Below are 20,419 nucleotides of genomic sequence, written 5' to 3' on the forward strand. Positions count from 1 at the left end.
TTATGAATACACAAAAACAGCAAGCAATTCAAATGGCCATGAGCCAAATTGAAAAACAGTTTGGCAAAGGGGCCATCATGCGCCTGGGGAGTAGGGAAAAAATCTTTGATGTTCCCTCTATCTCTACTGGGGCACTCTCTCTGGATCTGGCCACCGGCGTTGGTGGTATACCTAAAGGTCGGGTAATAGAAATTTTTGGACCAGAATCCTCTGGGAAAACTACCCTTGCCTTACACATTATTGCTGAGGCCCAAAAACAAGGTGGGGTAGCGGCCTTTGTTGACGCTGAGCATGCCCTAGATGTTTATTATGCCAAAAAATTAGGAGTAAACACAGATGAACTCCTGGTCTCTCAGCCTGACTATGGCGAACAGGCCTTAGAAATTGCAGAAATGTTGGTAAGAAGCGGAGGGGTAGATATCGTAGTGGTAGATTCAGTAGCTGCCTTGGTGCCTAGAGCTGAGCTGGAAGGAGATATGGGTGATAGTCATATGGGATTACAAGCCAGGCTTATGTCCCAGGCCTTACGAAAATTAACAGGTATTGTGAGTAAATCTCACACATCTTTGATTTTTATCAACCAAATCCGGACAAAAATTGGGGTAATGTTTGGTAACCCAGAAACCACTACCGGCGGGAATGCCTTAAAATTCTATGCTTCTATGCGTATAGATATTCGTCGGATTGGACCCATCAAGGAGGGAGAGCAGGTAATTGGGAATAGAACTAGAGCAAAAGTAGTAAAAAATAAAATTGCTCCTCCTTTTAAAGAGGCAGAATTTGATATCATTTATGGCGAAGGTATATCCCAAGAAGGAAACATTTTAGACCTAGGAGTAAATTGGGGTTTTATAGAAAAAAGCGGGGCATGGTATACTTATAAAAACCAGAGATTAGGTCAGGGTAGAGAGAATGCCAAAAGTTACTTAAAGGAACACCCAGAAATAAAAAAAGAGATAGAAAAAATGATTAAGCAAAAAGCGGGTTTAATAAAAGAAGAAAAGTCAAAACAACCATCCCAAAAGACCCAGCAACCTGGATAATGTTACTATAAGGAGATGTTATGTTATCAACGGAGATTCGAAAGCGATTCTTGGATTATTTTGAAAAAAGAGGACATACTATAGTTCCATCTTGTCCTTTAATTCCCCCTGGTGACCCCACTTTACTTTTCACCAATGCAGGTATGGTGCAGTTTAAACGGGTATTTTTAGGTGAGGAAAAGAGAAGTTACAAACGGGCAGCCAGTTGCCAAAAATGTGTACGCGCAGGGGGGAAGCATAATGATTTAGAAAATGTTGGGCATACTATTCGTCATCACACATTTTTTGAAATGTTGGGCAACTTTTCCTTTGGAGATTATTTTAAGGAAGAAGCTATTGCCTATGCGTGGGAATTGGTGACTAAAGAATTTGGCTTATCTAAGGAAAAACTCTGGATTACTGTGTTTAAAAATGACGATGAGGCCTATCAAATCTGGCATAAAAAAATAGGCATTCCCACAGAACGTATTGTGCGCCTGAGTGAAAAAGACAATTTTTGGTCCATGGGGGAAACTGGTCCTTGTGGTCCTTGTTCAGAAATTATTTATGATTTAGGTAAAAATTTTAGCTGTGGACGACCAGAATGTGCAGTGGGGTGTGACTGTGACAGATGGTTAGAACTTTGGAACCTGGTATTTATGCAATATAACAAAGACAGTGAAGGGAGACTTACCTCTTTACCCAATCCTTGTGTGGATACAGGAATGGGCCTAGAAAGAATGGCTATGGTAATTCAAGGAGTGGATTCTAATTATGAGACAGATTTATTTAAACCTATCATAGATGCCCTTTGTAATATGACGGAAATTTCTTATGGTAAAGATGGAAAAAAAGATATCTCCTTTCGAGTAATTGCTGATCACAGCCGGGCCATTAGTTTTATTATGGCTGATGGAATTTTGCCTTCCAATGAGGGACGGGGTTATGTCTTACGAAGGATTTTAAGAAGAGCTGTGCGACATGGTCATAATTTAGGTCTAAAAAAGCCCTTTTTATATACCCTTACTGATATTGTTAAAGATACCATGGGAGATATCTATCCTGAAATCAAAGAGGCACATCCTTTAATTAAAGAAATTACCCAAAAAGAAGAAGAACGTTTTCTGGAAACATTAGATTTTGGTCTTAAACTGCTGAGCCAAGAAATAGAAAAAATTAGGCAAAAAACAGTACATATTCTTCCTGGGGAAACCGCGTTTAAACTTTATGATACTTATGGCTTTCCTATAGATATTATCACTGATATGGCCAGAGAAGAAGGGGTGGAAGTAGATATCGCTGGTTTTGAAAAGGCCATGGCTTTACAAAAAAGCCGTGCCCGAGAAGCACAAAAAGCTGGCACTGGTATTTTGACTGGAACAGATATTTATACAGAATTTACATATAGAGGAGAAAAAACGGTATTTGTTGGTTATGAGACTTTAGAAACCAGGTCTAAAATCACCCATTTAATAAAGAAAGGAAAGGAGTTAAAAAGTATCAGAGTGGGAGAGGAATGTGAGCTTATCACCGAAAAAACGCCTTTTTATGGAGAAAGTGGGGGACAGGTAGGGGATACAGGTATTATCATCTCGGGGCAAGGGGAGGCTGAAGTAAAGGATACTCAACGGGCAGGAAACATCTTTGTGCACTTGGTAAAGATAAAAAAAGGTAAGTTTTCTGTAAATGATGAAGTGGAATTAAAAGTAGATGAAAAGAGACGTTTAGCCATTGCTTGTAATCACACTGCCACCCATCTTTTACAGGCAGCCTTAAGAAATATATTAGGAACCCATATTAAACAAGCAGGTTCTTTAGTGGCTCCTGAACGTCTGCGTTTTGATTTTACCCATTTTGCCCATATAGACCCTGAAATATTAGAAAAAATAGAACTTTGGGTAAATAGGAGTATCCGAAAAAATTTACCTGTAGAAACACAGGAGATGCCTCTTATTCAAGCCATAAAATCAGGAGCTATTGCTATATTTGAAGAAAAATATGCGGATATGGTGAGAGTGGTTTCCATTGCTGGTTTAAGTAAAGAGTTATGTGGCGGTACCCATGTTAAACGTACTGGAGATATAGGGTATTTTAAAATTCTCTCTGAGAGCAGTGTGGCTGCAGGGGTGAGACGGATTGAGGCCGTTACAGGGGAAGCAGCCGTAAAATATGTCCAAGAAAAAGAACGTCTTTGGCAAAATTTAGCCTCTCTTTTAAAGGCAAAACCAAAGGATATTTTGTTAAAAATAGAACATCTCTTGCAACAGAATAAACAAATGGAAAAGGAAATTACTGTCTTAAAGTCACGATTAGTTAGTAGACAGTCTGAAGAAATATTAAAAGGAGTAAAAAAGATAAATGGCATCTCTGTTTTGGCCACCGAAGTCCCAAATACAGATATGGAAACATTAAGGCAAATGGGAGACAAGTTAAGAGATAAATTAAAAAGTGGGGTTATTGTTTTGGGAACCCGTACCGATAGTAAGGCCCTGTTATTGGTCATAGTGACCCAAGATTTAACCCCAAAGATTCAGGCCAATGAAATTATAAAAAACATTGTGCATTTTATTGATGGGGGTGGGGGTGGAAAACCAGAAATGGCTCAAGCCGGTGGGAAGAAACCAAAGAGGTTAAAGCAAGCCCTAGAAGGAGTCTATAAAATCATTGCTAATTTACAAAACTAATCTGATTTAAATCCAAAATCCGTGATAACTTTAAAAGTAGATTATAGGGTCAAACCTACAAAATACAGTTGACAAAGAAGGTATTCCTATGATAACTCCCAAAATCCCTGATTGATTTTTGGACAAAGCCATTTTATAACAACTCCTCTAACTCTCTGTGTATCTTTTGACTTGGCTTTTATCCTTGGCTTATTTTTCAGAAAATATAAAAACAGCTATGATAGAATACAAAAAATTTGTAAGCCCTCAGGCAAGACAAGTCTCTTTTAAAGCTATTTTCAAACTTTAAGTCCATTTTCAATTATATCCATAATTTCATTTTTACTGACAAATTCATTCTTTCTTCCCTCTTCAATAGCTTTACTTAGTGCAATATCTTCTATAACTTCCTCTACAATCTCCTTAAAAAATTCCCGTTTCTCTGTAAAAAGCTTAAAAATTATTTCTTCTAATAGTTGTTTGAGTTCCTGCTCTTTTAAAATTATTTCCATCTCGTTCCTCTATAAATTTCGTTTTAATTTTAATTTTGACACTTTTCAAAAATTTTTCAACCCAACGACTGAGGTCAGCAGCGAGCGGGAAGCGAGTCCGCTGCACCGATTGGTTAGATGTTATTTATTCAGAAAAAGGAATCTTTGCCCTGGAGACGCAAAATGTTTAATAGCCCTAAACCGCAGAGAAGGAGAATTTGAAAGATATAAAGGTGAAGAAGCAGCCATTGTGGAAATTGTGGATTGCGGTGAATGTGAAGGAAATAGAAATAGGGCTTTGCTCAGCTTTGGTCTACTTAAGATGCAACTTGTAGCCTTAAATGAGACTGTAGATGCTATCCATGTAGGAACTTGCATTATGAACTTTTGTCCCCGAAAGGACCATATTTTGGAAGCTTTAAAGGAAAAAGCAGGAGTAGAGATTATAGAAGGAACTCATAAATATATGCCACCCACTATATTTTAGTTTTTTATACTGCCTATGAGGAATTAAAGACATAATTTAAAATAGACCCTGCTGTCCCTTAGTTATCTTTATATGAAGGTGTTGGTAAGCAGTAGAGGTGGCAATACGCCCCCGGGGAGTGCGTTGTAAATAGCCTTTTTGCACTAGATAAGGTTCATAAACTTCAGAAATAGTATCTTTCTCTTCTCCAATCGCTGCTGCTAAGGCGTCGATTCCTACTGGTCCTCCATTAAACTTCTCAATAATAGTCCGGAGAATTTTTCTATCCAGACAATCCAGCCCACATTTATCTATATCCATAAATTCTAGGGCCTCATCAGCAACCCGTTGGGTGATAACCCCATCTGCTTTGATTTGAGCAAAATCCCGCACTCTTTTTAAAAACCGCAAGGCGATTCTAGGAGTGCCTCGCGAACGGTTGGCAATTTCAGCAGCACCTTGGGGTTCAATTTTTACATTTAAACGCTTAGCAGCCTGAAGGATGATCTTTTGCAAATCTTCTGGAGTATAAAAATCAAGGTAAATAAAAACTCCAAATCTATCTCTTAATGGTGAAGTCAATAAACCTGTTCGGGTAGTAGCTCCCACTAAAGTAAAAGGTGATAAATCTATTTTAATAGTGCGAGCATTAGGTCCCTGACCAATAACCAGATCTAGCTTGAAATCTTCCATTGCAGGATATAAAATTTCTTCTATTACAGGATGTAAACGGTGGATTTCATCAATAAAAAGCACATCTTTAGGGTTTAAATTAGTCAAAATTGCTGCCAGGTCCCCTGGTTTTTCCAAAACTGGTCCGGCCGTGGCTCGTAAATTAACACCTAGTTCTTTAGAAATCAAATAAGCGAGAGTGGTTTTACCTAAGCCTGGTAAACCATGTAAAAGGACATGATCTAATTCTTCCCCCCTGTTTTTGGCTGCCTCAATAAATACTTTTAGTTTTTCTTTAATTTCCTCTTGACCTAAAAACTCGTCTAGAGAACGGGGGCGAAGCCCTATTTCCTCTTTAGCTTCTTTATCTCTGGCTAAAGGTTCTACTAAACGAAAGTCATTCATAATTGCCTCAAGACTTCTTTAATCAAGTTTTCCAGACTGGGTGAGGAAGAAAATTGTTTTAGCGCCTTTTGTAAGGCACTCACTGCCTCTTGCTTTTGATAACCAAGATTTAGTAAGGCTGAAAGGGCACTGTTCCACATAGTATCATCAATTTTTTCTTCTTTAACTGACTTGGTTTTTTTCTTCCAGGTATCTCTTAATTCTAACAACACCTTTTGGGCCATCTTATGGCCAATTCCAGGTATGGCCTTAAGGCGGCGAATGTTACCTTCTAGGATAATATCTCCAAATTCAGATGGAGAAATACGGGACAAGACATTTAAAGCCAATTTGGGACCAATTCCAGAAACCCCAATCAATTTGGCAAAAAATTCCTTTTCTTCCAAGGAAGAAAATCCATATAATTTCAAAAAATTTTCTTTTAAATAGGTATATACATGGAGCTGAACCTTCTCTCCTGGTTGCGGTAAATCAGAAAACGTGCTCAAAGATACCTCTATTTGATAACCTACCCCATTAGTTAGGACCACAATATAGCTAGGTAGTTTTAAAAATAAGATTCCTTCTAAATAACCAATCATAAGCGTAAATGCTGTAAATGACACAAAGCTACACCTAATGCGTCTGCTGCGTGCTGACCAGGTGTTTCTTTTAGATTTAACAACCGCTGCACCATATTCTTCACTTGTTCTTTATGGGCCAAACCATATCCTACTACTGCCTGTTTTACCTTTAAAGGACTATAGGAAAAAACAGGTAAACCGCACCTTTCTGCCAAAAACACAACCACTCCCCTTACTTGACCTAAAGCAAGGGCGGTTTTGACATTGTTTGCCAGATAAATTTCTTCTATTATTACCTCATGAGGATGATATTTTTTTATAATTGCTTCTATTTGTTCATAAAAAACACACAATTTTTGTCCTACTGGTGCTTTTTTGGGTAAATGAATTTCTCCCCAACAAAGACAAGAGAAATCCCGACCATTCCGCTCCACTATGCCATAACCACTTTGCAATAAACCTAAATCTATACCTATGACCCGCATTAACCTGCTTCTGCCTCTAAAATTTCATCTGGAATGTCAAAATTGGCATAAACTTTTTGCACATCATCATGGTCTTCTAAGGCGTCCATAAGTTTCAATATACGTTCTGCTTGGTTTTTATCAGTAATCTTTACTACATTTTGGCAAATCATAGTGATTTCTGCCCTTTCATATTTTAAGCCTGCTTTATCAAAAAATTGTTTTATGTGTTCAAATTCCTCAGGGGCAGTAATCACCTCATACTCGTCTTCCTCTATCTTAATATCCTCTGCCCCTGCCTCAACAGCCACTTCCATCAATCTTTCTTCCTCTATTCCATCTTTGGCAAAGGCAATAACGCCCTTTTTTTCAAACATCCAAGAAACACAACCTGTCTCACCCAAATTTCCACCATATTTATTGAACAAGTATCTCAACTCACTTACTGTACGGTTACGATTATCAGTGAGGACAGAAATCAAAATAGCAATTCCCCCTGCTCCATAACCTTCATAGGAAACCTCTTCATAATAGCTTCCTTCTAATTCACCTGTTCCTTTTTTAATTGCCCGCTCTATATTCTCTTTAGGCATATTTTCTGCCTTGGCTGCTTCTATGGCGGCCCTTAACCGAGCGTTGCTATCAGGGTCTCCTCCTCCCAATCGTGCGGCCGTGATAATTTCCCTAATTAACTTGGTAAAAATCTTACCTCTTTTAACGTCTGTGGCTGCCTTCTTCCTCTTAATTTGTGCCCACTTGGAATGACCTGACATAACTAACCCCTATTTCTTTTTTAAACCAATTAAAAAAACCTCTCTACTCTTAGGACGTGAACTTTCTGGTTTAAACAGTTTAACAAAAGAAAAAATCTTTTTACATTCTATCAAAAATCCTTTGGTTTCTTTTCCCTCAAATAACTTACATACAAAATGACCACCTGGTTTAAGGAGGTCATGAGCAATGTTCAACGCCCTTTCTGCTAATTTAAACGAACGATAGGCATCGCCATCCTTATTACCTGTAGTCAAAGGAGCCAAATCACTTACTACTACATCAAAAAAAGGGGCTAATACTCTAGCCTCCTCCTGCTCCCATTTTAATACATCTCTTTGCCAAAAACGAACATGTGAAGGTAACGTTACCCATTTTAAAGGATTAATATCAATACCTAAAACTAATCCCTTTTTCTCCACTACTTTGGCAATATATTGCAACCATGAGCCCGGAGAAGCACCTAAATCTAAAACTTTGTTGCCTTTTTTAAAAAGGTGATAGCGTTTATCCATTTCTTGTAATTTATAGACAGAGCGGGCTACATAACCTTCTTTTTTTGCCTTTTTAAAAAAGGCATCCTTTGCCGCATAAATCACATTTAATTTCTACCATATCTTTAAAAATTTGACAAACAGTTATGGATATTAATCTTCAAACTTGTTCAACATATATCTTATTCTTTAAAACATATACTAAATAGGCTTCACAATGATAGTTAGGGAAGATTTTTCTCAGAATAGTTTGATATTGTCTAACTTGCTGGATATATTCCTGTTCTCTTTCAGGATTTAACTGGGTCTTGTAATCAAGAACTACTATTTTATCTTTTAAAAGAACTACCCTGTCTGGTCTATAGGATTGAATTTTATCCTGGATAAACAAAAGGGGACACTCGGTTAATACCTTATTCTTTGAGAAAAAATAAGGTTGTAAATCAGGACAATTAAGCACCCTTAAAGCCCTATTTTCTATATCTTCGAAGTCTGTTTTCGTTAGATAAAGGCCATATTTTTCTCTTGCTCTATCTATGGCTTTTTTCACATTGTCTTTTTTGCTTCTTAGCCATGACATCACATAATGAAAGGCTTCTCCAAAAACCTGTTCTAATTGAGGATGATTTAATACTATAAGCTCAGGGGTTTCTGTTTTAAATGGCCGTTGTAAATGGCTTATTTCAAAAGTAGATTGAAAATAATAAGAAGGTTTTTGAGGGGGTTTTGTTCGTGGCAAAATTTCTCCCTCTCTTTCCAAACATATTTCTGAGATGTTTTTTAGGGTATTTAAATCTAATTTTTTTCTTAAGGCCCTAACTACATAATTTAGCCAACAGTTTCTGGGTAATCGGTAATTTTTGCTGGGTTGACCTATCATCATCAAGATAGACTTGGCACGGGTTGAGGCCACATAAAAAAGATTTAGCTCATCTCTTAAGTGTGTTTCTTCAGCATATGCCTTTACTTCTTTTAAAGTAGGGCTAAGTGCTGCTTCATTCTTATCGGGTTTAATATAAATACCTTCAAGTTTCATGCTCTCAGGGCTATATTTAAAGATGAGTTTGTCCTTATTTTTTAAACAGTCATAGCCCATTTCTGGTAAGATAACAGCTTCAAACTCCAATCCCTTGGCCTTATGTATAGTCATGACTTGAACTGCATCCGCCATAGCCTCCTTTGCTTGGGATAAATACTCTTTTTTTTCATTAACATAATTTAAAAATTCCCGTAGGCTCCTAATATTGTTTTTTTCAAATTCATAAGCGATATCTAAAAGTGCCAATAAGTTTTCTCTATCGGGATAGATACTAAAAAGGTTAAATATCTCATAAATTTCTTTTAATAACTGAGGTAAGGGCACCAAATCTACCTTTTGCCAAATTTGTTTGACCTTTTCTTCTATAGCTGCAGGCAAGGCAGATAATAACGGCCTTTTGCTTAAAGCAAGACGGTGTATTTCTTTAGGAGAAAGGTTGATAGCCTTAAGGAATGTGAATAACTCAATTTCTTGTTGAGGGTCATCTAAAAAATGTAAAAGGGCTAATACTGTTCGTGCAGCCGGGGCCAAAACCAATTGCACCTGAGTTTCTGTGCCACAGGGAATATTTTTTGCCTTTAAAATAGGAAGGAATTTATCTGTAGTGCTGCTTTTGCGGACTAAAATAGCGATGTCTTTATAAGATAGACCAGCTCTCTTTAATTGCTGAATTTTTTTTGAGATGAACTCCCCTAAATAACTATGCTGGTCATCGTCTGGAGACAATAGGGAAAGTTCAATATAAAAGGGTGAATCCTGGTTTTCCTCTGAGGGTTTTTGAGGATAAAAAGGAAATTTCTCATTTTCAGCTAAATCCTTAAACACTATATTGACAAAGTTTATAAGGCCTGCTGCGCTACGGAAGTTTATGGGAAGGGTTTTTTCTGTTATCCAGCCTGAAAAACGCCTTTTCACATAGTCAAATAAACCTACCTCTCCTCCACGAAATCTATAAATAGCCTGTTTTTTGTCCCCTACATAAAAAAAAGAACCTGCGGTATCTCTAGTTCCAATGCCTGCTATTAGTTCATTCACCAAAGGCTCTAAAACTTGCCATTGAACAACACTAGTATCTTGAAATTCGTCTAATAATAGATGTTTTACCCGTTTATCTAAACGATAATAAAAGAATTCTTTGTTTCTAGCCAGAAGTCCGTCTTTGACTAATAAGTTATAAGTGAGACCTGCCAAATCCGAAAAGGTGATACAATTTTCACGCTTTTTAATAGTCTCAAAACAATGATAAAAACGGTGATAGAGACGGAGCAAAAGCCCTACTTGCCATTTATTCCCTTGTTCTACATATTCCATAATGGTTTGCCTTAGTTTTTCAAAGCTAGATTCACAATCAGGTGGAAGATTTTTAAAGTATCCATGGTCATTAAGAGAGGATTTTGATAAGAAGTTTATTTTAAAAATTTCTTTAATATTTTTTCTTTCTTTAGCCTGTTTTAGTTTTTCTATCTCCTGCTGTGCACCCTTGTGTTTTAAGTGGGGAGTAAGGGTTTTAATAAAGCATTCAATGGCAGCAAATACCCTTTCTGTTTCTTTCAAGTCTGATAAATCTAAGGATAAATTTTCAAAATAGGTTTCTTCTATTTCCTGGTGGTGAATAAGACAAGTAGAAAAAAAATCTTTTAGCCAGGCACGAACATTGTAATCCCTTCTAGCCAACCCTAGACGGTATATTTCTAAAATGCCTTTTTTTAAATTTTTATCTTCATTAATTTCAGTGAAAAGTCTATCTAATGCCTCTTCAAACATAATTTTTTCTTTGGCTTCATCAGCAATTTCTACATCCAGACCAACACCTGTTTCAAAGGGAAAAAGGCGGATAATACTAGAAAAAAAACTATCTAAGGTGCCAATCTCTAAGGCTGAAAAATCATTTAACAAGGCCTGATAAATCACCAGGGCCTTTTTTTGTAATTGTTTGGGTTCAATCTGAGGAGGTAAGATATTAACTATATCACTGTTTTTGGAGTTCTTTCCAAGGGTGATGCAATCTTTGAGCCATTTTAATAATCTCTCCTTCATTTCCTGGGCTGCCTTATTGGTAAAAGTAAGGGCCACAATTTCTTGAAAAACCTTTCTTAATTCTTCAGGATTGGTAATAGAGGATGATATTTGCCCAAGCAATAAATGGAGCAATCTTAAAGTGAGATTATAAGTTTTTCCTGTGCCTGCACTGGCCTCTAAGGCAATATGAAAATGGGGGTCATAAATTTCTGAATCCATGATGGGTTATTATTTAATATAAATAAACTGTGAATTTGTAAAGAAGAAAATAAATGTTAAAGTTTCCATATTAAGACATTTATTCCTTTCAACCAACTCTACTTTTTTTATAAATTAGGTTAGTGAAGTTAACCTTAAGGATATTTTGCGTGAGGTGTATGGTGGGGTTCAGCAGCATTAAAATGCAAAGCTATTAAAAATTGCGGATTTTGTGATGTGCTTTTACAAAATATTTCCCAATTGCTTTTGCAACCAATTGATTCTTTTTATTTTTAACTTCAGCTTCAGCTATACAAAATCCCATCTTTTTCTTAACAATATGGGCATTGACATATAAATTTTCTTGTGCTGGGGTATGAAACTCTATTTTAAACGATTTTGTATAACAAAGACCATAATTTATGGTAATAATTACAGCCATTGCTGTATCTGCTAACGATGCAATAGCCCCACCATGGATAATCCCATGGGGATTTGTTAGCTCTTTTTTATAAGGTAAAAACATTAAAATACCGTTTTCTTTTACTTGGATATTTTTCATTCCTAAAAGCTTTTTAAATTCGTCTTTGCCGTACCACCTGTGAATTTCTTCCAGAATATCTTGCATTCTTAAAAGCCTTTCAAATTCTTATGCAATTTTATCAAAATTCTCATAAAATTGAATATTACATTGCAAATTTGGACACTTTTTATTTCACACTACTACCTCTTGGGAAATCTTGTAAATGTGAATATCATGTGATATATTTTTAATATGGCAGTGAAAGAGTTGAAAAAACTTTATAGGTTTTTTCAGCAGGCTGTTAGAAGTAGTTTTTATGACTTGGGCATTACAGCACCTGAGATTACATACTATATAGCAGAGGTTCTTACTGAGTTTGCCAGGACAGATAGTTTATACAAAATCAGAGATGCTCAAGGTGAAAAACTCACCACTATAGTTGATATGTTGCTTGAAGCCTCTATATCTTACAGAGAAAGAGAAATAAAAAAGCATATTGGTGATTATACACTCTTTATGAGTGGTATATTCAGGGAATATGTAGAGAGACGGGGTTTCTTAGGGTTTTATTTAGAAGAAGGTAGAAAGGCATATTTTTCTGTTTTTGATTTTAATAAATCCTTTCTTTTTTGGGAGTTGGCTAAGGATTTTGAGCTTTATTCTGGGGCCCTAGATTATATGAGAAAAACATTTTTTAAAGGCCTTAAAGGAAAAGACCCATTTTCAGATTTTGCCTATCAAATCTCAAAGTATATACATTAATCAGATGCATTTAACCCAACTTTCCTGGTTTTTGTCTGAAATTGCCCTAAATTGAGAAAAACGAAACATATTTTGAAGGTATAGCAAAGGGAAATGAAAAGTGAGCTATAATTTCAAAAAATAGAAAATCTTTATATATTTTTTTTGTTCTAAACTCCGTATTTGCAAAATACCAGCCAGGAAAGAAAGCTTTTTTTCTTCCTCTTTTTTTTCATAGTTAAATAAGGGAAATAAGTGATATGTTTCTCTCTCTTTATTCTTCTTATGGGTATATAATCCCCAAAACCAATTAGTATAGCTCTTCTGAGCATTTCTTTCATGATAATAAATTCTTAAAATAGGTGCTATGTTTCTTTCAAAACCAGGGTGTTCAATGGGTAAAATAGCAGGAAAATAGGCTTTTATATGATTATTTTCTGCCTTATAATAATAAAAAGGCCAAAATCGGGCTAGCTTTAAAGTCTGGTTACCTGTCTTATCATATCGCCTTTCATAGCGGTCAAAAACCAGAAAAAAATCTGTCACAATAGTTTCTTTTTTACCCTGCTCTATTTGGTGTTTGTAAAGCGGGTAAAGCCAATAAGTGCTCTCCTTTTCTTTATCTTTTTCATGGATATAAAAGGGTAGAAACCTAAAGGCATAATAATCTTTCCCTTTTGACCATCCAAGTATGGGCCAAGGAAAATCATAGTGACGATACTCTTTATAATGGTGGACTCTAAAAAATGGCCATAAAAAAGTATAGGAATAACTAACAGGAGACTTATCAGAGATATAAAAGGGGAAGACAGAAAAATAGGTATGTGGTTCTGAGGTATTTAATTTTGTTTTTTGATAGAGAAAAATAGGCCATAAGAAAAAATACTTGGAAAATTCTCCCTGTTTACGGTCATAACCAAAAAGGGGCAAAAATTTGAATCCTTTTCTTCCTGCACCTTTATGGTAGCTGAAAAAGGGCCACAAAAAACGATATGTGTGTGAATCTGCCTTTTTAGAACTGATATAAAAGGGCCATAAAACAAATTTAATTTCATCTCTATCAAAGCGTTGTTTATATTTCCCATAAATAGGAAAGATACCCCCATACTTTTCACCAGTTTTAGTCTTTCCCCAAAATACAGGGAAATATTCTTTATAGCTTTCTCCTTGGTGTCTTTCTTCTTGATTTATCAAGGGAAGGAGTTGGAATCTTTTTCCCCAATTATCTCTCCTGTATCTTATCAAAGGATAAAGAATATCCCAGGAAAGGCCCTGTGGTGTCTTTTCATAAGAAAAAAAAGGACGGAAGGCAAAAGTTTTGAACTCAGGCCCTTTTTGGTATGAAAAAAAAGGACCTACGGCCTCAATGGATTTTGTCTCTTCTGAAACATAATAATTGAGTAAAGGAGATTGAGAGATTTCAGAAGATGCCTGAAGTGGTAAAAGCACCAGGATGCATAAAAAGAGGTATCTCATTATTATTTAGCAATACCCACGGCAGTGCCTATTACACTGAGTGGAGTTTGTTCCCTCACCGTAGCAGATGTTTCTCTAACATTACGTAATGTTTCTCTGGCTTCCTGGTAAAGGGTTTCGTCATTAATAAATTTCCCTAGTGTCCCCTCACCTTTTTCTACCTTGGTTATAATATTGTTTATCCTGTTAATAGTATCATTGGCTTGGTCATAAAGGCTTTCGTCCTTCCATAATTTCCCTATAGTACCCTTTCCTGCCTTGATATCAGCCACTAAATCACTCAAATCATCTATTGTATTTTCTGCCTTTTGATAAAACTCCTCATCATTAACCAGCTTTCCCAATGTGCCTTCTCCCCTTTCTATTTTAGCCACGATATTATCCAACCTGTCTGAAAGGTTCTCTAAGTCCTTATAAAGTTTATCTTCTTTGACCAATTTGCCCAAACTTCCTTTTCCCCTATTTATATCTTGAGAAATGTCTGCTAAATTAGCTGAGGCTTCTTTTATATTTTCTGTAATTTCTTTTAGGCTTTCCTTTTCTGTCTTTAAATAATCCTCTATTTCATTTAAAATAGAGTCCACATTGGCCACAGAAGTTGTATTGGTAAGGGTCTCTTTTGGCTTAATAAATTCTTTAGACGTCCCTTGGACAATTTCTAAATATTTTGTCCCTACCATACCATAACCCCGTATCCTTACCTGAGCATCTTTGGTAATTTTTACATGAGGTTTAATTAAGGCAGTTACTTTGGCCTTTCCATTTTCCAAGGAAATCTCCTTAACCCTGCCAATCCCCACTCCAGCCATTAAAACACTATTATTTCTTTTTAATCCTGCTACATCGTCAAAGACAGTATAAATTTCATATCCCTTCATGACCAGCAATTTTTTATATTTGGTAATTTTGATAGTCATATAACCCAAGGCTATTAATCCTAATAGCACAAAAATTCCCACTTTAAAGGCCAAACCTGTGGTTTTCATCTTTTATCCTCCTTAAAAACTCCAAAATATCAAATAATTAAAAATGGTAGTAAATATATAGTTATCTATAAGTATCACAATCAAACAAATCACCACTGTTTCTGTTACTGCATTACCTACACCAGCTGCTCCCCCTTTGGCATAAAAACCTTTATAACAGGCAATCACTGGGATAAGGAAACCAAAGGTCATGGCCCTCAATATACCCCTAAGAATATCAGAAAAATCAACGGTTTGGACAGTATTTGCCATATAGCTTCCAGCATTGACCCCCAGCATTTTCACTGAGGCTATATAACCCATAAATACTCCAGAGACATCACAAAAAATAGTCAGAATAGGCAACATAATAATACAGGCCAAAAGACGGCGGCCTACTAGATAATGAATAGGGTCAATGGCCATTAGTTCTAAGGCATCTATTTGCTCTGTTACTCGCATGGTGCCTATTTCGGCTGCATAGGCTGCTCCTACCTTAGCAGCTACCATAATGCCTGTAAGTACTGGTGCCAACTGAGCTACTACTGCCAGGGCCACCGTTGAACCCAACCACTCTTCTGCTCCTAATTTCACAAATCCTACATAACTACCCAAAGCTACCACCATCCCAGTAAACATTCCCACTACACAAATTACTGTGAAGGATTTAATTCCTACAAATTCTAACTCTTGAAAGATTAATTTCCATCTAAAAGGGGGTGTAAATATGGCTTTTAAGGCCTTTATAAAAAAGATGGTTACTTGACCTAGTTCAATGATAAATGTTTTTAACATAATTTTATTCTAAGAAACTGCCATTTTTTTTCAAGTAGTAATATTAAAAATTTCTTGTTTTATATATGGTTTCTGTGAAATCCCTTTCTTTCTCAGGAAATAAGCTTAAGGAAAAATAACCTCTTTTAAAACACTCTAATTTGGCATCAGGGTCCTCAGGACTAGCTAAAGTGCCTGTGTGAGGGTCTATTTTGGCGAATACTACGCTTGGTGGAATAGGGAAGGGTCTGCTAGGCAAGTCTTTTTCTACTTTTTGCATAAAATAAAGCCAAATAGGAGCCGCTGCCTGACCACCTGTTTCCCGTTTTCCCAAACTTTTCAAATCATCATAACCTACCCAAACCCCGGTGATATAATAAGGGGTATAGCCTATGAACCAAGCGTCGGTGTAGTTATTAGTGGTGCCTGTCTTACCAGCCACCGGTCTTCCAAAGGCCTTCACTTTTCTTCCTGTGCCCCTTTTTATCACATCTTCAAGAATATTAGTGATAATATAAGCCGTATCACTATTGATTACTGGTTGAGGATGAGGGATGTTCTCTTCCAATACGTTTCCTCGCCTATCTAAAATTTTTATAATTGGAGTGGGCTTAATATATTGTCCCTGATTGGCAAACACAGAGAAGGCGGTAGTAAGCTCTAATGGGGACACACAGCTGCTTCCTAATCCTAAAGAAAGATCAGGAGTTAAAGGCGAAGTTATTCCCAAACGACGAGCATAGTTAATAACATAATGAATCCCAATGTTATTTAATAATCTTATAGTTGCCACATTGCGGGAATGCACTAATGCCTCCCGTAGAGATATCTGCCCATAAAAACGATTTTCATAATTATGGGGCCGCCAGACCTTTAATCCTTTTTTTGCCTGATGCCTGTCTGCCGAACTGGCAGGTTGCACATAAATTATGGGATAATCATACACTATTGAGGCAGGGGTATAGCCTTTATCTAAGGCTGCTGCATAAACGATGGGTTTAAAAGCAGAACCAGGTTGGCGGCAGGCTTGCGTAGCACGATTAAATTGGCTTTTTTTAAAGTCCATTCCTCCAATCATGGTCTTTATCAAACCTGTTTGTGTCTCTATACAGAGTAATGCTCCTTGCATTTCCTCAGATTCATTCTGGGTTTTATGCCTGGCCTTAATTTCCTCAATACCTTTCAATAAAGCTTCTTGAGCCATGGTGTGCATAGCAATATTGGCTGAGGTATAAACAGAAAGACCTCCTTTATATGTCAAATCATAACCGTATTTTTTTAAAAGATATTGTCTGAGATATTCCAAAAAATAGGCGGTAAAGGGTTTTTTATACTCTAATTTATGAAGATTAATAGGGGTATTTAAAGCCTGTTCTGCTTCTTCAGGGATGAGATAACCGCATTTTACCATTCTGTTTAACACATATTGCTGTCTTCTCTTAGCCCTTTGAAAGTGTCTGTAAGGTGAGTAATAGTTTGGTCCTTTTGGTAATCCAGCTAACATAGTAGCTTCTGCCAAACTCAGTTCACTGACATGTTTTCCAAAATACACCCTAGAGGCAGCTTCTACCCCATATGCCCCGTGGCCAAAATAAATCTGATTAAGATAAATAGTCAAAATTTCTTCTTTAGTTAAATGTTTTTCCAAAAGATAAGCCAATATAACTTCTTTAATCTTACGAGAAATAGTGCGTTTTGGAGAAAGTAATAGTGACTTTACTGTCTGTTGGGTGATGGTACTCCCTCCCTGGATGATTGCTCCAGCCTTGATGTCTTTTATCAAGGCCCGTAACATTCCCAGCCAATCAAGACCTTTATGTTCATAAAATCTCTCATCTTCAGCCGCAATGAAGGCCTTAATAAGATAATGAGGCATTTGCTCCAATGTGGTAAAATAGCGTCGTTCACTAAAAAACTCCCCTAATATTTGTCCATCATCTGCATAAACAACCGTGACCAGAGGTGGTTGATAATCTTCAATATGTTTAATATTAGGCAAGCTGAGGAAAATATAACCTCCATAAATAAAAACACCCAATAGGCACAGACAAATAAAAATGAAGAGATATTTTATTACCCGCATCACCCCAAATATAGCACAGCTAAACCCTTTGACAAGTTTTTGTAAGCATGTTATTTGTTAACATAGTGAAACGAAAAATTTTTGCTATAGTATCTTGCCTTATAGGTATTTTTTCCCTCTTTGTGGCTTCAGCCACTGTCTTTAACCTCCCCTACCTGAAGCCCATCAGTCAATGGCTTGCTTTAAAACTTAAAAAAATATTTGGCTTTAGCCTGTTTTTTCTCCCTTTGCTTTTTATCTATTTAGGCATCCAATCTTGGAAAAATTTTGAGGTTAAAAAAACTGTTTTTATTTTATTGGCTTTTCTATTATTAATCTTAGGCTTTTCTTCTATTTCCCATTTTGCCTTTAGTTCTGGTGGTGAAATAGGCGTATTTTTTCACCATTTATTAATAAAACGTTTTCCTATCTGGGGTGTGTGGTTAATAGAAATGTCCTTTATTTTTGCCGGGCTTATTTTATTAAAAGGGATAAATTTTATATGTAATATCTTTGACAAATTGTTTTTTTGGTTAAAACAACCCTGGATAAAGTTCTATAGTTGGTTTAAAACGGCCTTTAGTCTCAAACCATCTACTTACTCAGAACCAAAAATTCAGGTAAAAAAAGCTAAAACAGAAAAATTTCCTCAAATAAGTGGAATTTGGCATTTCCCTAGCTTAGACTTATTTAGTAGTGATAAAACCCTACGCCATAAATATCCCAATAATGCCCATTACCAGGCTACGGCCCAATTACTAAAAGAGAGTTTAGAAGATTTTGGTATTGATGGAGAAGTGACCCGAGTTAATCCAGGTCCAGTGGTTACCTTATATGAGTTTGCTCCTTCTCCAGGTATAAAAATCAGTCAGATTGCCTCTTTGGCTGATGACTTAGCCCTTAAACTAAAAGTAGGAAGTATTCGGGTAGTAGCTCCTATTCCAGGGAAGTCTGTGGTAGGAATTGAAGTCCCAAATGCCCAAAGGGAAATAGTGTATTTGCATGATATTCTTATTTCACCTCCCTTTCAAAAAACAAAACAAAAACTTATCTTGCCCCTGGGTAAAGATATCTTTGGGAATCCAACAGTAGCAGATTTGACTAAGATGCCTCATATGTTGATTGCGGGGGCTACAGGCACAGGGAAGAGTGTTTGCCTGAATAGCATTATCTGTGGTTTTTTAATGCGATGCACACCAGAGGAATTAAAGTTTCTTCTGGTTGACCCTAAAAGGATTGAGCTTTCTCATTATAATGGTATTCCTCACTTACTCTACCCGGTAATTACCGATATGGAAGAAGCTAATCAGGCTTTGAAGTGGGCGGTTTGGGAAATGGAAAAAAGATACGAACTATTAGCAGAAATGGGAGCAAGAAATCTTGAAGGATATAATGAGAAAGTCAAAGGTCTTTCCACTGAAAAAAGGGAACACTTTCGTCCATTACCTTATTTAGTAATTATTATAGATGAGCTAGCTGATTTGATGATTATTGCCTCTAAAGAAGTGCAAACTTCCTTAATTCGATTAGCTCAGATGGCTCGGGCCGCTGGTGTTCATCTAATTCTGGCCACCCAAAGGCCATCAGTAGATGTGCTAACAGGTGTCATTAAAGCCAATTTTCCTGCTCGCATTTCTTTTCAGGTTTCTTCAAAAGTGGATTCTAGAACTATTTTAGATACTATTGGAGCAGAAAAACTTTTGGGTATGGGAGATATGCTTTTTCTTCCTCCAGGCACAGCCAGATTAAAGCGACTTCATGGGGCTTATGTATCAGAGGAAGAGGTAGTTAGGTTAGTAGACTTTTGGAAGTCTCAGGCCGAGCCTCAATATCTACCTGGATTTGATTTTGAAAAGGAAAAAGGACAAGCAGACTTAAACGGTGGTTATGATGACGAAAAGTATCAGGAGGCAGTGCGTCTAGTAGTGAAGACCGGAAAGGCCTCCATTTCCATGGTGCAACGTTATCTACGCATAGGCTACAATCGGGCTGCCAGGCTAATTGAAAGAATGGAACAGGAAGGTATAGTCAGTCCTTCTGATGGTGTGCGACCTAGACAAGTATTGATAAAGGAATTGAAGGAATAACTCTAATTTTTGGTAGCGGTGGCAGGATTTGAACCTGCGTCCTTTGGGTTATGAGCCCATTTCTATAGCTGTTTTTAATCTATATCTAAATGTTCCCAAAATCCGCGTTTGCCCTATAAGAAGCCCTGCAGGTGTGGTATAATAAAGCAATTTCGAAAAACTCCAATTCACCTAAAAGGTGAAAACACACTGGTAAGAACAATGATAAAACAAAATTGGAGGAAAAAGAGAAAGTGCGCCAGGACTTCGTCAAAGTAATTTTAACGGAGATCCAAATGATAAGCGCAATGGCTCAATGCAGAATGCAAATTGAAAAATGCAAAATCGCCTTCTGTTAAATTGGAACGTTAGCACGTTTACACGTTTGCACGTTAGAACGTTGTAAATGGGAATTGGAAATTGGGAAATGGGAATTTCTGTTTTCCGTTTTCTATTTTCTTAACTGTATTTTGTAGGTTTGAACTTTCCATTTAAAAAGTCAAGTAAAAAATGGAAATATTTTTTAAGCAGCCTTCTCCATTTCC

Annotated in this window: 17 protein-coding genes; 5 read left to right on the forward strand and 12 right to left on the reverse strand. The window is 36.7% G+C overall.

The features are described from left to right. The first annotated feature begins 2 nt into the window (after positions 1-2). Together recA and alaS are read left to right on the forward strand one after the other, a co-directional pair. Positions 3-1,043: a recombinase RecA gene (gene recA / locus HS1_RS07430; protein WP_066063093.1), complete on the forward strand. Its 1,041-nt coding sequence runs from the start codon at positions 3-5 to the stop codon at positions 1,041-1,043. Between the two features lie 20 nt (positions 1,044-1,063). Next, positions 1,064-3,706, forward strand: a complete 2,643-nt coding sequence (alaS, locus tag HS1_RS07435; protein ID WP_066063097.1) for an alanine--tRNA ligase — start codon at positions 1,064-1,066, stop codon at positions 3,704-3,706. Between the two features lie 278 nt (positions 3,707-3,984). Here the strand turns inward: alaS and HS1_RS07440 are convergent, their stop codons facing one another. Further along, positions 3,985-4,197 carry a hypothetical protein gene (locus HS1_RS07440; protein ID WP_066063099.1) on the reverse strand — a complete coding sequence of 71 codons (213 nt, stop codon included), beginning with the start codon at positions 4,195-4,197 and terminating at the stop codon, positions 3,985-3,987. Positions 4,198-4,306: 109 nt separating this feature from the next. Between HS1_RS07440 and HS1_RS07445 the strand changes: the two genes are divergently transcribed. Next, the gene (locus HS1_RS07445) at positions 4,307-4,663 is read left to right on the forward strand and encodes a CGGC domain-containing protein (protein ID WP_245669936.1); all 357 of its coding nucleotides are present in this window, start codon (positions 4,307-4,309) and stop codon (positions 4,661-4,663) included. 36 nt (positions 4,664-4,699) lie between these two features. On the opposite strand, the gene ruvB is transcribed toward HS1_RS07445, so the two are convergent. The 7 genes from ruvB to HS1_RS07480 form a co-directional block, all read right to left on the reverse strand. After that, complete coding sequence (gene ruvB / locus HS1_RS07450) at positions 4,700-5,719, reverse strand: Holliday junction branch migration DNA helicase RuvB (RefSeq protein WP_066063102.1); 1,020 nt, start codon at positions 5,717-5,719, stop codon at positions 4,700-4,702. After that, the gene (gene ruvA, locus HS1_RS07455; protein WP_156469417.1) at positions 5,716-6,324 is read right to left on the reverse strand and encodes a Holliday junction branch migration protein RuvA; all 609 of its coding nucleotides are present in this window, start codon (positions 6,322-6,324) and stop codon (positions 5,716-5,718) included. The genes ruvB and ruvA overlap by 4 nt, the downstream gene beginning before the upstream one ends. Further along, on the reverse strand, positions 6,297-6,767 hold the full coding sequence (gene ruvC, locus HS1_RS07460; protein ID WP_066063109.1) for a crossover junction endodeoxyribonuclease RuvC: 471 nt from the start codon (positions 6,765-6,767) through the stop codon (positions 6,297-6,299). The genes ruvA and ruvC overlap by 28 nt, the downstream gene beginning before the upstream one ends. Continuing rightward, positions 6,767-7,519, reverse strand: coding sequence for a YebC/PmpR family DNA-binding transcriptional regulator (locus tag HS1_RS07465; RefSeq protein ID WP_066063112.1), 753 nt, complete (start codon positions 7,517-7,519; stop codon positions 6,767-6,769). The genes ruvC and HS1_RS07465 overlap by 1 nt, the downstream gene beginning before the upstream one ends. 9 nt (positions 7,520-7,528) lie before the next feature. Then, a complete protein-coding gene (locus tag HS1_RS07470) occupies positions 7,529-8,116 on the reverse strand; it encodes an SAM-dependent methyltransferase (RefSeq protein WP_066063114.1) in 588 nt (195 codons plus the stop codon). 55 nt (positions 8,117-8,171) lie between these two features. Further along, positions 8,172-11,288, reverse strand: coding sequence for a UvrD-helicase domain-containing protein (locus HS1_RS07475; protein ID WP_066063117.1), 3,117 nt, complete (start codon positions 11,286-11,288; stop codon positions 8,172-8,174). A 193-nt stretch (positions 11,289-11,481) separates the two neighbouring features. Continuing rightward, a complete protein-coding gene (locus tag HS1_RS07480) occupies positions 11,482-11,895 on the reverse strand; it encodes a PaaI family thioesterase (RefSeq protein ID WP_066063120.1) in 414 nt (137 codons plus the stop codon). 147 nt (positions 11,896-12,042) lie between these two features. Here HS1_RS07480 and HS1_RS07485 point away from each other — a divergent pair, with 147 nt between their 5' ends. Then, positions 12,043-12,552, forward strand: a complete 510-nt coding sequence (locus tag HS1_RS07485; protein WP_066063126.1) for a hypothetical protein — start codon at positions 12,043-12,045, stop codon at positions 12,550-12,552. Positions 12,553-12,657: 105 nt separating this feature from the next. Here HS1_RS07485 and HS1_RS07490 read toward each other — a convergent pair whose 3' ends face one another. From HS1_RS07490 to HS1_RS07505, 4 genes are read right to left on the reverse strand one after another with little or no spacing between them, the layout of a single operon-like run. Continuing rightward, entirely contained in the window at positions 12,658-14,007 is a 1,350-nt protein-coding gene (locus HS1_RS07490; RefSeq protein ID WP_066063128.1) for a hypothetical protein, read from the reverse strand. 2 nt (positions 14,008-14,009) lie between these two features. Further along, positions 14,010-14,993 (reverse strand): MlaD family protein, encoded by a 984-nt coding sequence (locus tag HS1_RS07495; protein WP_066063132.1) that lies wholly within the window; start codon positions 14,991-14,993, stop codon positions 14,010-14,012. A gap of 12 nt (positions 14,994-15,005) precedes the next feature. Beyond that, entirely contained in the window at positions 15,006-15,767 is a 762-nt protein-coding gene (locus HS1_RS07500) for an MlaE family ABC transporter permease (RefSeq protein WP_066063134.1), read from the reverse strand. Between the two features lie 43 nt (positions 15,768-15,810). Continuing rightward, on the reverse strand, positions 15,811-17,829 hold the full coding sequence (locus HS1_RS07505) for a penicillin-binding protein 1A (protein WP_066063137.1): 2,019 nt from the start codon (positions 17,827-17,829) through the stop codon (positions 15,811-15,813). Between the two features lie 65 nt (positions 17,830-17,894). Between HS1_RS07505 and HS1_RS07510 the strand changes: the two genes are divergently transcribed. Next, on the forward strand, positions 17,895-19,895 hold the full coding sequence (locus HS1_RS07510) for a DNA translocase FtsK (RefSeq protein ID WP_066063141.1): 2,001 nt from the start codon (positions 17,895-17,897) through the stop codon (positions 19,893-19,895). The last annotated feature ends 524 nt before the right edge of the window (positions 19,896-20,419 follow it).

The sequence above is a fragment of the Candidatus Desulfofervidus auxilii genome (assembly GCF_001577525.1).
Taxonomy (GTDB): domain Bacteria; phylum Desulfobacterota; class Desulfofervidia; order Desulfofervidales; family Desulfofervidaceae; genus Desulfofervidus; species Desulfofervidus auxilii.